Below are 16664 nucleotides of genomic sequence, written 5' to 3'. Positions count from 1 at the left end.
GCGTCCGAGAGAGAGGCCGTGTGGGCCGCTGGCTCATTCAGCGGAATGTCGTCAGGGGTAGTGGTCATGCGCAGCTCATGCTTTCCAGGGGCGTTGAATGCAGATGGCGAAGCGTGTTCGCGGGTGCCCGGTCGTCATTCGGGCAAGTCGTCTGTGGGCCGGCCAGCCAGGTCGCTTTCGGGGCGTTCGGCCTGGTGGATGGCATGGCGCTCCGGCAGATGCCCCAGCCAGCCAAAGCGCGCCAGCAGGGCAGCGTAGGCGCCATCCGGTGGGCATGAAAGACGCAACCAGCCACCCTCGGGGTGCGGCAGTTCCAGTCCGACCGCCGCCAGCAGCAGACGCGGACATTCCAGGGTCGAGGCGAAGTAACGATTGTAGTTGCCCTTGCCGTGCTGGCATCTCCGATGATGGGATAGCCACGGCGCGACAGGTGCCGACGAATCTGGTGTCGACGGCCGGTCAAGGGGCGTGCCTCCACCAGCGAGAAGCGTGACTGGGGGTAGCGGTCGATCGCGACGGGCAGCTCGACCTGAGCCAGTCGGCGGATGTCGGTGATGGCTTCCTGCTCCGGCATCTGGGCCTTGGGAAGGCGACCCTCTTCCTTGCGCAGGCCGTAGTCCAGGCGCTCCTGTTCGGGAGCGACGCCACGCACCACGGCCAGATAGCGTTTGCTGACCTGCTGTTCCTCGAAGGCGGCGCTCAGCTTGCGGGCGGCTTCCGGTGAGAGGCCGAAGACCATCAGCCCGGAGGTCGGGCGATCGAGACGATGTACCGGGAAGACGTGCATGCCGATCTGGTCACGCAGGCGCTGCAGCAGAAATTCCGTCTCATGCTTGTCGATGGGGCTGCGATGCACCAGCAGGCCAGAAGGCTTCTGCACCACCACCAGCACGTCATCCTGAAACAGGATGTCGAGTGGCAAGATGGGCTCGGCCTCGTGAGCCGGGTCAGCATCGAGGGGCGCCGACACGAGTGGTCGAGACGTCACTGACGCGTCGCAGGGCAGGCCATCGGGAGAAGAGGGCAGATCATGGGAAGAAGGGGGCATGGGCATCACGGCAGCAGGAAGACGAAAGCCGATCACCAAGGGGGTGATCGGCGTGTATTGTCCGGCTTTCCTGGCTGGCTGTCATGTCCGGTCTGTTGCAGGAGGGGGCGCCGCCTCAGGCAATACGGTCTGAGGTATGGCGGCTGGCTCGTCCGGTGTCTTCGGGACGTATCAGCATGCCGGCCGGTATCCATTGCACCAGCAGGTTGATGGCGGCGCCCGGCGCTGCCTCGGCGCCGACTTCGGGGACAAGCAACTCTCCCAGTGAGGCGAAGCTCAGGCCGTCATCACCGGCGGAGAGAATGGCGTCGAGCACCAGCGCTTCCAATGGCTCGAGAGAGCGATAGTGCACCTCGGGTGCGCCCTCGGTCGGCTGACGCCAGACGATCCATGGCGTGGGGATGTCGCTCTCGACCGGCGCACGTGGCGGCTCGTCATTGTCGATGGATTTCCAGATGGCCGGCGTATCGAAATGAAAGGCGAAGTGATGCAGTGACGGATGGGCTGCCAGTCTCAGCGTCGGCCAGTCTTGCGGGGCGAGCCCTTGCAGGGTCTCGACGCTGAGCGGCGCGATCTCCTCGGCATCCAGTGCCAGCCCCAGTGCCCATTCGAAGGCCGCCATCTCGGTGACCAGCGAACGCCGGGGTTCGCGCGCGGCCACGAAGGCCGGAAAGTGCTGGCCTGCCCAGCGGATCGAGTAGTGGCTCGGCGGATGGGCATTGAGGTACTCGCGACACAGCAGGCCGAAGGCATCATCGCCAATCAAGGTGTGCACGGCCTCGAAATCACCGCCGAAGACATCGAACAGGCGCAGGCGGTAAGCCGTGGCATAGATGCCAAGGCGCTCCTCGGCACTGGCCAGCTCATCACTGATGACAGCCTGTGCCGCGATGCTGCGGGTGTCGGGTGACGGCGTGGCCAGATAGGCGGCGGTGGCGTCCTGAAGCTGGGTCAAGGCGCGGCGATCGAACTGTGATGCTGTCGTCGCTGTGGTCGATGCATGCGTCATGCGTGCAGCCCCCCATTCATTGCCGCCGCGACAGTCCGGGTCGGTTGATCGTCGGCCAGCGGGCGACCACTGCGGCGACGCAGCTCGGCATATTCTTCCATCAGCTCCGACCATGGCGGGAAGTTGTCATCGCGCTCGATCATGGTGGCGACATCGCCGAAGCGCTCGCGTGCGGCGTCATACAGCGACCACACGGCATCCGGGACGGGTTGGTCGTGGGTGTCGATGCACAGCTCACCGCCAGATACGTCCTGCCTGATGTGCCCGGCGAGATGGTGCTGCCAGACACGCTCCGCCGGCATGGCATCCAGATAGGCCAGCGGATCGAAGTCATGATTGTGGCTGGAGACGATGACGTTGTTCAGGTCGAGCAGGATCAGGCAATCGGCACGGCGGCTGACCTCGGCCAGAAACTCCCATTCGCTCATCTCGTCGGGCTGCCAGGTCAGGTAGCTGGAGACGTTTTCCAGCAATAGCTGGCGCCCGAGCGCGTTCTGGACCTGGTCGATGCGCTCGGCCAGGTGCGTGATGGTGGCCTCGGTATAGGGCAGAGGCAGCAGGTCATGGAATTGATGCGCGCCGGTGCGGGTCCAGCACAGGTGATCGGAGACCCACATCGGTTCGATGCGCTCACACAGTGCGCGCAGCTCGCGCAGATAGCGGGTGTCGATGGGATTGCTGCCACCGATGGATAGCGAGACGCCATGCAGGGCGATGGGATAGTGCTCGCGGACTCGCTCAAGGAAGTGCAGCGGCTTGCCGCCGGCACTGACGCCGTCGGAGTCGATGAATCCGGGGCCCATGTAGTTCTCGCTGATGGCCTCGAACCAATCGATATCCGGCAGCGTCGTCAGAATCTCGTGGTAGTACTCAGGACGTAGCCCTAGCCCTTGACCGGCACCCGAGGTGGCAGTGGCAGGCTGGTGACTCCGGGAAGCTGTCGTCATGAGTGACTCCTTTTCCATGGCATGGCAGGCAGTGCCTGCATTGGCAGTGTAGACCTGATGCAACAACGGGAGGACGGCATGCCGTCCTCCCGTTGCGTCCAGGGACTCCTGGCGACACCGTTACCTGGGTGACGGTGCCCTCATCTCGAGTGCTCAGCTCTTGCCGGAGATGACTTCGCCGCCAGTGCCGACACAGGATTCGGCACTTGCGGTGTAGGACCAGCCCTGACCCTTGCAGGCATTGTGGCCCTTGCAGGCGCTGGTGGCGGTGGCGCACTCGGAGGTGCCCTTGCAGGAGTTGATCCCGGAACACTTCACGGCGTTGTCAGCCGCCTGCACGGACATGGAGGTCAGGGCGGCGGTGGAGAACAGTGCAGCGGCAGCAGCGGCAAAGGTGGCGGCAGTCACGGTCTTCTTCATGGTCATGATGGTTTCCTTTCGGGCGAGCCCGTTTTTTCTGGTTGTTGAGCAAGGTTCGATGCAGATATCCACCCGGCCAGTCAGGTCTCGTTGCCGGGTCATTGAGTCTTACGTCGCCGGCGTGAAGGTGGATGCACCGCGGCTCGAGAATTTGACCGGGAGCGCGAAAACCCTCTGAAAGACGCTATTCTGCTCGTGGCATACTGTGTGCCTGTCATGTCTTCTGTGCTCTGTCGAAGCAGTGTGCAGCGGGCCCTGCCTGCCTCATGGCCGATCCGTCCATCGGTCTCGTACTCTGCTTATGGAGCCTTGCATGCTGAACTCCCTTCGACGCCTGTGGCATACCCCGCGCTGGCGCTGGAGCATCCTCGTCATCCTGTTGCTGGGAGGATGTAGCGCCGTCACCGTGCATCAGCTGGATGCGCGTTTCGGGACGCCCGAGCCACGCGATCGCGTCGTGTCCGGCGATAGTCTGGCGGGGAGGCATTGGGAAGATGAGGTCAAGCCGATCCTCGAGACGCGTTGCGTGGTCTGCCATGGCTGCTATGACGCCCCGTGCCAGCTCAAGATGTCCTCGGCGGCCGGGATCGACCGCGGTATCAATCCCGCTCCTGTCTATGACGGCACCCGCTTGCTGGCGGCCAATCTGACGCGTCTGTTCGAGGATGCCGACAGCACCGCTGAATGGCGTGACATGAACTTCTCGCCGGTGCTCAACGAGCGCAACGACTCGGCGCTCGCCAATCTGGAAGGCAGTGTGCTGTTCCGCTCGCTGAGCCAGAAGCGCAAGCAACCCCTGCCGGTGACGGAGGAAGGCCTGCTGCCGGAAGACCGCTTCGATCTGTCGCTCAATCGCAGTCAGGTGTGCGCGCCCATCGAGCGCTATGATGCCTTCGCGGAAGATCATCCGGACTGGGGCATGCCGTATGCGCTGCCGCAGATCAGTGATGAGGAGCACCGTACGCTGGTCAACTGGTTGGCGCAGGGCTCGCCGATGACCGAGGTGCGCCCGGTGTCTGAGGTCCTGGTGCCACGGATTCAGCAGGTGGAAGCCTTCCTCAATGGTGACAGCCTCAAGCAGCGGCTGATGAGTCGCTACATCTACGAGCACCTGTTCCTGACGCACCTCTACTTCCCCGAGGTCAAGGGAGCCAATGGCCGGCCGATCTTCTTCTCGCTGGTGCGCTCCAGTACGCCGCCCGGCGAGCCCATCCAGCGCATCTCCTCGCGCCGCCCCTATGACGCTCCCTACGCCGCCTATCCCGGAGATGGTCGTGACGTCATGCCGCATGACGAGGCCGGGCGTCCTCGCGTCTATTACCGTCTATGGCAGGAGCGCTCGACGATCCTGGCCAAGAATCATCTGCCCTATTCGCTGAGTGACGCGCGCCTGGAGCGCTGGCAGTCGCTGTTCCTCGCGCCGGACTATACGGTGGATGACCTGCCTGGCTATGACCTCAAGACGGCGTCCAATCCCTTCCTGACGTTCGAGGCGATCCCTGCCGAGTCACGTTACCGCTTCATGCTGGATGAATCGCAGAACACCATCATGGGCTTCATCAAGGGGCCGGTCTGTCGTGGCCAGGTGGCCGTGGACGTCATCAATGACCACTTCTGGGTCAGTTTCACCGATCCATCACTGTTCAGCCTGCCGCAGGTCGAGCGCACCCTGGCACGGGAGGGCGAGAATCTCAGCCTGCCTGCCGAGCAGAGCAGCAATGCATTGCCCATCTCCTCGTGGATCAAGTTCGAGCGCAAGCAGCAGGCCTATCTGCAGGCCAAGCAAAAGCTGATGATGCAGGCCTACGAGGATGGCAATCTGCGTCTGGACATGCAGCTGTTGTGGGACGGCAGCGGCTGGCAAGGCGGCGAGGGTGGCGATCACAACCCCAATGCCGCCCTGACGGTCTATCGTCACTTCGACAACGCTGCCGTGATGAAAGGGCTGGTCGGCAATGTGCCCAAGACGGCCTGGGTGATCGATTACCCGATGCTTGAGCGCATCCATTACCTGCTGGTGGCCGGCTTCGATGTCTATGGCAACCTCGGCCACCAGCTGACCACGCGCCTGTACATGGACTTCCTGCGCATGGAAGGCGAGAACAACCTGCTGGCGCTTCTGCCTGCCGGCGAGCGTCAGGCAGTGCATGACAGCTGGTATCAGGATGTGGATTCGGGGCTGGAAAAGCTGCTGTTCAAGAAGCCGCCCCAGTTTGATGCCCCGAGCGATATCGTCTGGACACCGGGAGAGCTTTCCTCACCGGAGAAGGCGCGCATTGGGCTGATGCGCCGCCTGCGCGAGCGCCTGGCGCCGGAACTTGTCCACGAGCGTAGCCTGGAGACGCTGGAGGATGATGCCGTGCGCCGCGAATTGAAGGCCTTGAGCGAGGTGAGTGGTCTGGCGGCCAGCCTGCTGCCGGAAGTCACCATCATTGCGCTGGAACGGGAGGGAAGCGAGCACCCGCAGTTGTTCAGCGTGCTGCGCAACTCGGCTCATGCCAACATCACCAGTCTGTTCGACGAGGAAGCCAATCGGCGCCCTGAGCGCGATACGCTGGATGTGCTGCGCGGCGTGGCCGGGGATTACCCGAATGCCTTCTGGCATCTGACACCCGAGTCGCTGCAGGGATTGGCACGGCGGGTCGCCGTGCTCAAGGATGAGGCGGACTATCGACAGCTGATGGCCGATATCGGAGTGCGGCGCACCGACCCACGCTTCTGGCAGTTCTCGGACAGCGTGCTGCGTGCCAATTATGCGGATCGTCCCGTCGAGGCCGGGTTGCTGGATTACAACCGTCTGCAGAATCGCTGAGCGTCTCCGAGCCGCCTGGCACTGTCTGGAAAACACGAAGGCCCGCCACATGAGGATGTGGCGGGCCTTCGTGGTGAGAGAGATGGCATCACGGGGGTCAGCGACCGCCCTGACACTCTCCTTCTGCCAGCTCGATCAGGCCATCCAGGTGCAGGATATGGACCTCGCGCGCCTGGATATCCACCAGCCCCTGAGCCTGGAAACGCGTCAGGATACGGCTGATGGTTTCCACGGCCAGTCCCAGGTAATTGCCGATGTCGGCGCGGGACATGGAAAGACGGAAACTGTATGGCGAATAGCCGCGGCGACGGAAGCGCTGAGAGAGGTTGACCAGGAAGCTGGCCAGGCGCTCATCTGCCGTCTTGCGCGACAGCAGCATCATCATCCGACGATCCTCATGCAGCTCCTTGCTCAGGCTCTTGAACAGCTGGGTGCGCAGTTCCGGCAGTTGGGCGGAAAGCGCATCGAGGCGATCGAAGGGAATCTCGCACACGGTCGTGGTCTCGAGTGCCACGGCGCTGCCGGGGTAGGCATTGCTGTCGATGGCATCCAGTCCAGCCAGCTCGCTGGGCAGGAAGAAACCGGTGAGCTGCTCCGTGCCACTGTTCTCGGTGTTGATCTGTTTCAGGCTGCCCGAGCGCACCGTGAAGACGCAGTCGAAGGGCTCGCCCTGGGTGAAGAGAACCTCGCCCTTTCTGAGCGGCGCGCGGCGCCGAATGATGGAGTCGAACTGGTCGATGGCTTCCATGTTCAGTGCCAGCGGCAGACACAGTGAGCTGAGTGAGCAGGTCTGACAGCGTGCTTCATGCGCACGCAATCGATGGGATGCCGTTGTCTGGGCCGTCATGGTGACTCTCCTGGGGCATTACGCCGAAACTCGTGGGGAGCGGGTTTCGGGTGGGGGTGTCCGGGTGCGACACCTGGTACAGGGCGATTCCATGGTCCTGTACGGAGAGGCAGCATCCTCATGGACTGAGTCGCTGCTGCCTGTCGGTGCTGTCCGTCAATGATACCTGTCAGGCGCACTTCCCAGAACGGGTTCCCGTCCTGTGGGGCGGGATGTGAAGTGCTCCGTGAATCGCGCGCATTATATTAGATAATTCTGATTGTGTCGTGATGTCCTGCATGACTCTAGACGCAGAACCTCCCGAAGGGGCAGGTTGCGACGCCCTGCCTCATCCGACTCGGGAGAGCCAGGTGACATCATCCCCTCAAGGACATGACGATCTGCCCCATGCTGACCAGCAGTGTGAGCAGAAACAGCAGACTCCAGACCAGCGGCAGCGGCCTGTCCGGCTGAGGGGTGCCGTCAATGCGGTGTTCGTCGCCTGGCCCATCTCCCTGCAGGTCATCATCGGGTGAGGTGCTGCGCGAGCGAAGCCCGACAAGCAACAGCGTGCAGAAGGCCAGGCTGCCCAGCGTGAGCATGCTGATCCATGCCTGCCAGAACAGTGGCAGATCGACGTTTGCCAGCAGGTTCATGGTGCAGCTCCTGTCGTCAGTGTCAGTGTGGCGAGTGTCTCCCCTGTCGGGTCGGGTATTGTCGCGGATGAGTGCCGAAGGGGATCCGTCTGTTGAAGATAGGCCAGCAGAGCGGTCGCCTCGGCCTTGCCGCGTACCCGGGCGGGCGCCGCGAGGATCTCGTCGTCTCGGTAGGGCACGCCAAACGCCTGCAGGGCCCGCATTCGCTCGGCGACACCCTCGCCGCTCAGGGCGTGCTCGAATAGCCAGGGGTAGGCCGGCATGCTGGAATCCGCCACCTTGTGGCGCGGCGAGTACAGGTGCAGACGTTGCCAGGACTCATCATGTTCCGCCGGGAGGCGGCTCAGGTCAGGGCCATGACGAGCGTTGCCCCACAGGGCCGGTCGCTCCATGAGGTGGCGGGAGGCGGCGTCCCGGCTTGCATGGCGTGCCTGGTCTCCCGGCAGATCCCGCACCATTCGGGTATGGCATTGCTGGCAGCCTTCCCGCAGGTAAAGGCGCTGTCCCTCCAGCGCCAGCGCATCCAGCGGTGTCACTTCTTGCCCTGCCTCCTGAAACCCCAGAGGCAGCAACTGGGCCAGCGCGCCGACACTTGCCGCCATCACGCAGAGCGCGGCCATCAGGCCCGGATGCCGTTCGAGCAGTACGTGTCTCATGCCGGTGTCCTCCCCCGAGCGTGTGAATGCCCGATGTGGTGACGAGCCTGCTGGGTAGAGGGGCGCGTGATGGGTCGGCGGGAGGCGCGCAGGAGATACGCTGCCATCAGCAGCAGGCCGAGTGCCCAGCAACTCAGCCCCGCCAGCGTCATCAGCATCGGCGGGCGAGCCACCGCCAGGACGTCGGCGAGGGAGTGCAGCGGTTGTCCCTCTGCGTCTACGGCATGCCACAGGCTGCCCTGCAGCAGGGTGGTGGTCCAGCTGGCAGCGATGCAGAGCAACGTGCCGGCGATGGCCAGCCAGGCGTGGGTCATGATCAGCGCCGAGGGTGCTTCAGGCAGCCGCAGACGGTAGAGCATGAGCACGCTGACCAGACCGATGACGCCCAGTGTGCCGGCCGGCGAGAGGCTGCCGGCGGCGCTGAAGGTCATGTCGTTGAGCGGGGCGATGGACAGTGCCACATGCTCCATCACGCTGATGGCCAGAAAGAGCAGGGCCGCGCCGAGCAGGCAGGTCTGAGGATGATGGCGCAGGGAGGGCCAGTCCGCCTTGAGGGTCAGCAGGCCGTTGAGAGGAATGGCCAGTCCCGGCGCCAGCAGCAGGAGCCCCATCGCCATTCCCAGCGCCTGGCTCCACTGGGGCAGGGCACTGGCGTGCAGCAGCACCGCACCGCTCCAGGGCAGCAGCAATACCAGCAGCCAGAAGCTGATGATGGCCAGACGGTGAGAGTGAAGGGGCTGGCGGGGCAGTCCCGAGAGTGCCTGATACGCCATGGCAATGAAGCCCAGTGCCAGCATGCCGCCGGGCAGCATTCCCTTCTGCCAGCTCTGCAGCAGCGCGTCCAGACTGCCTGAGAACATGGTCAACGATGTCAGCGGGCCCAGGGGCACCGCCAGTGACAGCAGGGTATGCTGCATCAGTATCATCACCAGACAGCCAATGAAGCACCAGCCAGCCACGGGCAGGCGCGCTGTCGGTCCTGCCTTCCAGTTGACATGGAAGAGCCACGCGACCGCGATCCACACTGCCAGCATCAACAGGTTGAGTGGCCAGGGATATTCGGATTGGCCATGCCCCGACGCGAAGCCCGCGGCAATCGATATGCTGCCAAGCACGAGAATCGTCTGCCAGGCCTGCAGCGTGAACCGCTGGAGACGCCGCTGGCCTGGCCGGGCTTGCGTGTCATGATTGACCAGTGAATACAGGCTGGCAATCAATGCCGAGCCGCCGAGGCCGAAGAGCAGCAGATGCTGTTGCACAATGGCGAGACGGCCATGGCTCAGCCAGGCGATGGGCGGGGCCAGGGTTGGCCACAACTGCACGGCGGTCAGCCATACCGCCAGCAATAGACTGACGGCGCCTGAAAGAATGGCCGTCGTGCCAAATTGGCGAATCACCTCGTGAGAGGCGCCTGCTCCATCAGGTGCTGTGCCCATGTCATGACCTCATCATGCAGTGAACAGCGATGTGCTCTCCTGAAGAGAGCACGACTCACGAGACGATTCAGCATTCATTTCAGCTACCAGGGAGGACACTGAGTGTCTCTTGTCACTTCATCATCGGACGAAGATCGGGATGCGTCCAATGTGGCGGCCGTTCCCACCCCCTACGCCGAGGAAGGTTTCAAGGTCGCTTCCTTTGACGCCATCGCCGATGAGCTGGAAAAGCGTCTGGAGCTGTCAGAGGAGGCGTTGACGGCGCGCGGCCCCTGGCGAGGCTGGGTGGCCTCGTTCGGTCCGCTGGAGATTCATGGCAGCCCTCGGCAGGTGATTCTGCTGCATGCCCATGGGGCGGGCGCCGGACGCGAGACCGATTTCCATCAGCAGTTCGGCAAGGCCTGTGTGCACCAGGGGGCGGCATGGCTGGGATTCGACTTCGCCTACCTCGTCAAGATGCGCTGCGAGGCACGCCGTCGTCCGCCGCCGCGGCTGCCCGGGCTGATTGAGGAGATGACGCGCTGGCATGAGGCGCTGGCCGCCAGTCTTGCCGCCAGAGCGTCTCTGGCGACATGCCGGGTATTGCTTGGTGGCAAGTCCATGGGGAGTCGCGTGGCCTCGCATGTGATGCAGGAGCTGGAGGGGCGAGGCATGCCAGCCCCCTCATCAGGCCCGCGCCGGATGTCGCCCCTGGGCTGGTATGCGCTGGGCTATCCCTTTCACCCGACCGGCAAGCCGGACACGCTGCGAACCGAGCATCTGGCGGCCATCAATGCCCCGGGCGTGATCTGCCAGGGCACGCGAGATCCCTTTGGTCATCGCGAGGAAGTCGAAGGTTACGGATTGCCATGCACCATCAGCCTGCATTGGCTGGAGGATGGCGAGCATGATTTCAAGCCTCGCAAGGCGAGCGGCAAGACGCGTGAGGGACTGATTCGCTCAGCGGTGGCAGCGATCCTTGCACACCCTGCATTGCGCTGATGGGTGTCAATCCATGAGCGACACGAATTTTCTCCCTCGTGGCATCCTGATGTCAGAATGCTGACACAATGCTGATGGTTGCTGGGCTACAGGTGAGTGGTGCTGGGAAAATCCAGTCTTATCAAGACCCTGTCGAGGAGTATTCTGAAACTTCCTGTAAAAAAAGTATTGACTCATGGGGCGGATTCCGTAGAATGCAGCGCCAACGAGACAGGGGTGGTTAGCTCAGTTGGTAGAGCACCAGCCTTACAAGCTGGGGGTCACTGGTTCGAACCCAGTACCACCCACCATTTGAAAAAAGTTATTGCTTATCAAAGCGTTACTTGATTAAATGGCCTGGTTCGTCAGCAGAAGCAAACGTTGCAGTGGACTGGTAGTTCAGTTGGTTAGAATGCCGGCCTGTCACGCCGGAGGTCGCGGGTTCGAGTCCCGTCCAGTCCGCCACTACCGTTTGTCATGCGCCCGATGTTGAGTTGTTCTGAATGGACTGGTAGTTCAGTTGGTTAGAATGCCGGCCTGTCACGCCGGAGGTCGCGGGTTCGAGTCCCGTCCAGTCCGCCATTCAGAATGACGCGATGTCACCGCTGCTTGCAGCAAGGATCGTCTGTGTTGGGTGATTAGCTCAGTTGGTTAGAGCACAAGCTTCACATGCTTGGGGTCACTGGTTCGAATCCAGTATCACCCACCAATGTGGACTGGTAGTTCAGTTGGTTAGAATGCCGGCCTGTCACGCCGGAGGTCGCGGGTTCGAGTCCCGTCCAGTCCGCCACTCGATCTACAGAATTCGTGAAACCCGAGCCCTCGTGCTCGGGTTTTCGCGTTTTTGGCCAGCAAGATGCTCGTTGTTGCCTTCCTCGTTGTTGCCTTCCTCGTTGTTGCCTTCCTCGCTGTTGCCTTCCTTCTGGACGTCTCCTCGTCTCCCGTTCGACCCTTTTTCGTGTTTCAGGTCCGTGAGCTATCCGTTCGGCTGGATGCGCGGTGCTGTCTGCGCCATGCACCCGGTGGTTTGGCGTGCCAGCGCTTGCAGGCGTGCTGGAAGCTTTCCGGACCGGCAAATCCCAGTACCCAGCTGATTTCCTTCAGGCTCAGATGGGTGTCGCGCAGATAACGCTCGGCCAGCGCGCGGCGTGTGTCATCCAGTAGCCCCTCGTAGTGCCAGCCTTCGGCAGCGAGTCGTCTGGCCAGGGTACGCGGGTGCAGATTGAGGGCCGCTGCGATCTCGTCGCGTCCGGGTGCGCGCCCCGAAAGCCGCATGGCAATGGCACGTCGTGTGCGTGACAGCGTGTCATGAGGGCCCTGACGGCTCTCCAGTCGCTCCGTGATCTGTTGACGAAGCTGGGCAAAGGCGACCGGTGCTGCCTGCACGGTAGGGGCGTTCAATACTCTGTCTGGAAGCCACAGCCGATTGCGCCCTGTCGCGAAGTGCAACTGGCTCGCAGGCAGGCCCAGGCGTCGGGCATATCGCCAGCGCCAGCGCTTCTCCGTCTGCTCATGCATATCGTCTGGTGAGGGGGTGAGCGGAGAGCTGTCCTCCGGCGAGCGGGGGATTATGTAATCGATCTCGAGCGATGCATCGCTCAAGGCATCGCCACTCAGCTGGCGAGCCAGATGCCACCAGCCTCCCAGTACGCTGTCGACCACGAAGCGGTTGTAGGCATTGTAGGGAGCGAGGGAGTAGAAGTTCAGCCAGCCGCCGGTGGCCTGGCGCTCGAAATGGCCATGGCCACGACTGTTGTCGCTGTAAAGTGCCTCAGCCTCGCACAGCAACGTCAGCCCTGCCGCCAGAGTGGGGGCGCAGGCACACGCAAGTCCGGGGAGCAGAAAGTCTCCCGGGCGAATCTGAGCGGCCATCTCCAGGCCGAACAGTTCATCACCGCTGGCAGTGATGGCGGCATGGCCCAGACGCATGTAGCGAGCGATGCCGATCCGGGCATCTCCGTCGTCCGGCAGCGGCCAGCCCGTGTAGGGCTGCATGATGGGCTCGGCGTGCACGTTGCGCGCGTCCAGGGCACGTGCAACGAGGTGCGCCAGGCTGACCGAGACTTCTCCTAATTGCATGGGGCTGGCTCGTGTCGAGAGGTCGGGGAGACAAGCGCGAGGCTTGCCGTCGGCCGGATATTGCGCAGGGCATGTCCTGCAAGGATATCAATGTGTCCTCCAGGCGCATTGAGTGCAAGCGATGATGCACTACACTGAGCGTATCGAGATTCATACGACTGTTTGCCTTGGGTGTGCGTCGCCCTGACGTGTCTACCGCCAACGTGCACGAGCAACGCAAGGCGACAAGATGACAATGACGACCTGATGAGTTCCGCGTACTGGTGTCCCAGGGTCCGGTTGACGGCCACGCCAGTGCGACGGCAAGGAGCAAGCGCCATGACTGCCTATCCGAATATCTTCCGTCCGCTGAAGCTGGGACACATCACGCTGAAGAATCGCGTGCTGATGGGGTCGATGCATACCGGGCTCGAGGAAGCTCCCAATGGCTTCACGCGCCTGGCGGCCTTCTATCGCGAGCGTGCCCGTCATGGTGTCGCCCTGATCGTCACGGGAGGGATCGCCCCGAACCCGGAGGGCGCGGTCATGCAGGGGGCGGCCAAGCTGACCACCTCACAGGAGGCGCAGCGTCATCGTGAAGTGACCGATGCCGTGCATGCCGAGGACGGGCGGATATGCCTGCAGATCCTGCATGCCGGTCGCTATGCCTATTCTCCGGATCAGGTCGCGCCATCTGCCATTCAGGCCCCGATCAACCCCTTCATGCCGAGGGCGCTGAGCACCGAGGAAGTGAAAGGCCAGATCGCGGATTATGTACGCTGTGCCACCCTGGCACGCGAAGCGGGCTATGACGGTGTCGAGGTGATGGGGTCCGAAGGTTACTTCATCAACCAGTTCATCTGTCGACGGACCAACCAGCGTGAGGATGAATACGGTGGCAGCTTCGAGAATCGCATCCGTCTGGCGGTGGAGATCGTCGCGGGCATCCGCGCGGCGCTGGGCGAGGATTTCCTGATCATCTATCGGTTGTCGATGCTGGATCTTGTCGATGAGGGCAGCACCTGGAGCGAGGTGGTCGCGTTGGGCAAGGCCATCGAGGCGGCCGGTGCCAGCCTCATCAATACCGGGATCGGCTGGCATGAGGCACGAGTGCCCACCATCGTCACCAGTGTGCCGCGTGCCGTCTTCACCGGACTGACCCAGCGCATGAAGGCGGAGCTCAGTCTGCCGCTGATCACCACCAATCGCATCAACATGCCGGACGTGGCCGAGTCGGTACTGGCGGAGGGACATGCCGACATGGTGTCGATGGCGCGTCCGTTCCTCGCTGACCCGGCGTGGGTCAGCAAGGCGCAGGCGGATGATGCCGCGATCATCAACACCTGCATCGCCTGCAACCAGGCGTGTCTTGATCACACCTTCCAGATGAAGCTGACCTCATGTCTGGTCAACCCGCGAGCCTGCCACGAGACCGAGATGGTGATCGAGCCTGCCCGCCGCGTGCGGCGTGTCGCCGTGGTCGGAGGTGGTCCAGCAGGTCTGTCGGCGGCCGTCACCGCGGCAGAGCGTGGTCATGAGGTGGTGCTGTTCGAGGCGCAGGCGGAAGTCGGCGGGCAGTTCAATTTCGCGCGCCGCATTCCGGGCAAGGAGGAGTTTGACGAGACACTGCGCTACTTCAACGAGGCGCTGGCACGCAATGGTGTCGAGGTTCGGCTCAATACGCGTGCCACCGCGGAGATGCTGGCAGCGTTCGATGCCGTGATCCTGGCCAGTGGCGTGCGTGCGCGTACGCCCGCGATTCCCGGTATCGAGGAGGGCATCTCGCGTGGCCAGGTGCTCAGCTATGGCGAGGCGATTCGTGCTCCGGAGCGAGTGGGGCGACGTGTGGCGCTGGTCGGTGCGGGAGGCATCGGATTCGATGTGGCGGAGTTGATGACGCATCGTGAGCCGTCACCCTCGCTGGATGGCGAGCTGTGGTGCGAGGAGTGGGGGGTGGATCTCTCGGTCAGCACCGCCGGCGGTCTCAAGACACCGATGCCCGGCGAGAGCCCTCGTGAGGTATGGCTGCTGCAGCGCAAGACCTCCAAGCCGGGCAAGCATCTGGGCAAGACGACCGGCTGGGTGCACCGGGCCACCCTCAAGCAGCGCGGAGTCAAGATGGTGGCGGGCTGCGATTATCAGTCCATCGATGCCGAGGGGATGACCGTCAGCATTGATGGCAAGGTCCAGCATCTGGCGCTCGACAGTATCGTGCTGTGTGCCGGCCAGGAGTCGGTGCTGGAGCTCAAGGCGCCCCTGGAGGCGGCAGGGATCGAGCTGCACATCATCGGTGGCGCCGATGAAGCCGCTGAGCTGGATGCCAAGCGCGCCATCGCGCAGGGCACCATGGCGGCCGCAGCCCTCTAGCCCGCTCCCGGGAGTCTCGGCTGGCCGGGTCGCCTTTTGTGGCGGAGCGAGTGTCGGCGAGATGGGGATATTCAGCGTTGAGTTGAGCCGAAGCTCTGCCTAGACTGAGAGTGGCCATCACGGCCATCACGGCCATCACGGCCATCACGGCCATCACGGCCATCACGGCCGTCGTGTCTGCGTGACAATGACGGCCGTGATGGCCTTGTCGTCTCTCCGCCCTCTGCCGTTCTCACGGCGCATCACCACGATGGGACTCGCTCATGTCATCGCACGCAGCCGCTTCTCGCCAATCCACCGACGAGACTCTGCCGCCGGATGGCGCCACGGTCCTGTCCGCGCCTCAAGGCGCGCTCTCCTCTCCTGCTGCTGTCGCGTCTTCAGCGATTGTCGCGGCCTCGCCGATCGTCTCGCTCGAGGCCGACTCCTCATCGGCAGAGGGCGGCCTGGAAGCACTGCTCGAGCTGTTCACCCTGCCACGGGTGGAGCGTCTTGACTGGCGCGTGGCCCGCGAGGCTGGGGTGGTGGTCGAATGCCTGCGGGCCGATACCCTGGATGCCGAGATATCCGGCAACAAGGCATGGAAGCTGCGTCTGCCACTGGCGCGAGCGCTCAGCGAGGGGCGAGGCATCATCAGCTGTGGCGGCGGCTGGTCGAATCACCTGCATGCTCTGGCGGCTGCCGGGGCGCGTCTGGGGGTGGCGACGCATGGCCTGGTGCGTGGGCATCCGGAAGCTCCGCTGACGCCGACGCTGAAGGATGCCATGGCCAACGGCATGCACCTGAACTTCATCTCACGGGCGGAATACAAACAGCGCGACCAGCCCGGGTTCTCCGCCCGCTTCAGTGATGCTCTGTGGGTGCCGGAAGGTGGGGGCAGCGTGGAGGGGGTGGCGGGGCTCGAGCCGTTGGCACAGGCGCTGGTGACACCTTGCAACGGAGAGCCAGCGCCCCAGCTGGTACTGATGGCCTGCGGCAGCGGGACCACGCTGGCGGGTGTTCTGAGCGCGCTGGGAGAGCGTGATGGTCTGCGTGTGATTGGCGTCCCGACCATGAATCACGGAGATCAGCTCTATCACCGTGTGCGTCGTCTGCTGGCCCGGAGCGGCGGCAGTGAGCAGAAGACACCGGAGTGGGGGCTGTGGTTGGGAGCGCAGGCGGGCGGCTTCGCCAAGGCACCCGCCTGGTTGATCGACTTCATCCAACGCTTCGAGGCCGAGACCGGGTTGCAGGTCGAGCCGGTGTATACCGGCAAGTTGTTTGCCTCACTGGCCCACCACCTCGCCAACGGGATGATCGCCCCCGGGACTCGTGTACGGGTTCTGCATACGGGCGGTCTGCAGGGGCGCAGAGGGTACCCGGCTCTCGATGCTGCCTGAGGGATTTTCCTGCATGGCCGTCCCGTCGTGATGGTCGCGTCGGATCATGGCTGGCGGCGGCATGCAGCGCTGTTATGATGGGATTTCTAC

Annotated in this window: 12 protein-coding genes, 5 tRNA genes and 1 pseudogene; 9 read left to right on the top strand and 9 right to left on the bottom strand. The window is 63.4% G+C overall.

All coding sequences use genetic code 11. The features are described 5' to 3' along the window. Positions 1-134: 134 nt before the first annotated feature. The 4 genes and pseudogenes from QD228_RS06135 to QD228_RS06120 all read right to left on the bottom strand — a co-directional run bounded on the left by QD228_RS06135 (position 135) and on the right by QD228_RS06120 (position 3430). Positions 135-925: pseudogene (locus QD228_RS06135) on the bottom strand (pseudouridine synthase). A gap of 238 nt (positions 926-1163) precedes the next feature. Next, complete coding sequence (locus QD228_RS06130; RefSeq protein ID WP_279874791.1) at positions 1164-2057, bottom strand: DNA-binding domain-containing protein; 894 nt, start codon at positions 2055-2057, stop codon at positions 1164-1166. Next, complete coding sequence (locus QD228_RS06125; RefSeq protein WP_136939091.1) at positions 2054-3004, bottom strand: DUF692 domain-containing protein; 951 nt, start codon at positions 3002-3004, stop codon at positions 2054-2056. The genes QD228_RS06130 and QD228_RS06125 overlap by 4 nt, the downstream gene beginning before the upstream one ends. 153 nt (positions 3005-3157) lie before the next feature. Next, positions 3158-3430, bottom strand: coding sequence for a hypothetical protein (locus tag QD228_RS06120; protein WP_279874790.1), 273 nt, complete (start codon positions 3428-3430; stop codon positions 3158-3160). A 307-nt stretch (positions 3431-3737) separates the two neighbouring features. Here QD228_RS06120 and QD228_RS06115 point away from each other — a divergent pair, with 307 nt between their 5' ends. Further along, positions 3738-6236 (top strand): fatty acid cis/trans isomerase, encoded by a 2499-nt coding sequence (locus tag QD228_RS06115; RefSeq protein WP_279874789.1) that lies wholly within the window; start codon positions 3738-3740, stop codon positions 6234-6236. Between the two features lie 97 nt (positions 6237-6333). On the opposite strand, the gene fnr is transcribed toward QD228_RS06115, so the two are convergent. From fnr to QD228_RS06095, 4 genes are all read right to left on the bottom strand, one after another. Beyond that, a complete protein-coding gene (gene fnr, locus QD228_RS06110; protein WP_077378772.1) occupies positions 6334-7083 on the bottom strand; it encodes a fumarate/nitrate reduction transcriptional regulator Fnr in 750 nt (249 codons plus the stop codon). A 356-nt stretch (positions 7084-7439) separates the two neighbouring features. Next, the gene (locus QD228_RS06105) at positions 7440-7718 is read right to left on the bottom strand and encodes a hypothetical protein (protein WP_279874788.1); all 279 of its coding nucleotides are present in this window, start codon (positions 7716-7718) and stop codon (positions 7440-7442) included. Beyond that, positions 7715-8374, bottom strand: a complete 660-nt coding sequence (locus QD228_RS06100; protein WP_279874787.1) for a cbb3-type cytochrome c oxidase subunit II — start codon at positions 8372-8374, stop codon at positions 7715-7717. The genes QD228_RS06105 and QD228_RS06100 overlap by 4 nt, the downstream gene beginning before the upstream one ends. Then, positions 8371-9810, bottom strand: coding sequence for a cbb3-type cytochrome c oxidase subunit I (locus QD228_RS06095; RefSeq protein WP_279874785.1), 1440 nt, complete (start codon positions 9808-9810; stop codon positions 8371-8373). Before QD228_RS06095 ends, QD228_RS06100 begins: the two co-directional genes overlap by 4 nt. Positions 9811-9960: 150 nt before the next feature. On the opposite strand from QD228_RS06095, the gene QD228_RS06090 reads away from it, so the two are divergent. From QD228_RS06090 to QD228_RS06065, 6 genes are all read left to right on the top strand, one after another. Further along, the gene (locus QD228_RS06090; RefSeq protein WP_279874784.1) at positions 9961-10791 is read left to right on the top strand and encodes an alpha/beta family hydrolase; all 831 of its coding nucleotides are present in this window, start codon (positions 9961-9963) and stop codon (positions 10789-10791) included. Positions 10792-11005: 214 nt separating this feature from the next. Further along, positions 11006-11081: transfer RNA gene (locus QD228_RS06085), tRNA-Val, on the top strand. 77 nt (positions 11082-11158) lie between these two features. Then, positions 11159-11235, top strand: a tRNA-Asp gene (locus QD228_RS06080). A gap of 40 nt (positions 11236-11275) precedes the next feature. Continuing rightward, a tRNA-Asp gene (locus tag QD228_RS06075) sits at positions 11276-11352 on the top strand. A 50-nt stretch (positions 11353-11402) separates the two neighbouring features. Next, a tRNA-Val gene (locus tag QD228_RS06070) sits at positions 11403-11479 on the top strand. Between the two features lie 4 nt (positions 11480-11483). Continuing rightward, a tRNA-Asp gene (locus QD228_RS06065) sits at positions 11484-11560 on the top strand. A 173-nt stretch (positions 11561-11733) separates the two neighbouring features. Here the strand turns inward: QD228_RS06065 and QD228_RS06060 are convergent. Then, positions 11734-12849 carry an AraC family transcriptional regulator gene (locus tag QD228_RS06060; RefSeq protein WP_279874783.1) on the bottom strand — a complete coding sequence of 372 codons (1116 nt, stop codon included), beginning with the start codon at positions 12847-12849 and terminating at the stop codon, positions 11734-11736. A gap of 318 nt (positions 12850-13167) precedes the next feature. Here QD228_RS06060 and QD228_RS06055 point away from each other — a divergent pair, with 318 nt between their 5' ends. Together QD228_RS06055 and QD228_RS06050 are read left to right on the top strand one after the other, a co-directional pair. After that, on the top strand, positions 13168-15195 hold the full coding sequence (locus QD228_RS06055; RefSeq protein WP_279874782.1) for an NADPH-dependent 2,4-dienoyl-CoA reductase: 2028 nt from the start codon (positions 13168-13170) through the stop codon (positions 15193-15195). A 263-nt stretch (positions 15196-15458) separates the two neighbouring features. Next, positions 15459-16574, top strand: a complete 1116-nt coding sequence (locus QD228_RS06050) for a pyridoxal-phosphate dependent enzyme (protein ID WP_279874781.1) — start codon at positions 15459-15461, stop codon at positions 16572-16574. Positions 16575-16664: the final 90 nt, after the last annotated feature.

The organism is Cobetia sp. 3AK (genome assembly GCF_029846335.1).
GTDB lineage: Bacteria > Pseudomonadota > Gammaproteobacteria > Pseudomonadales > Halomonadaceae > Cobetia > Cobetia marina.
The sequence above is the reverse complement of the archived record's forward strand: the minus strand, read 5'-3'. Positions and strand labels throughout refer to the sequence as shown.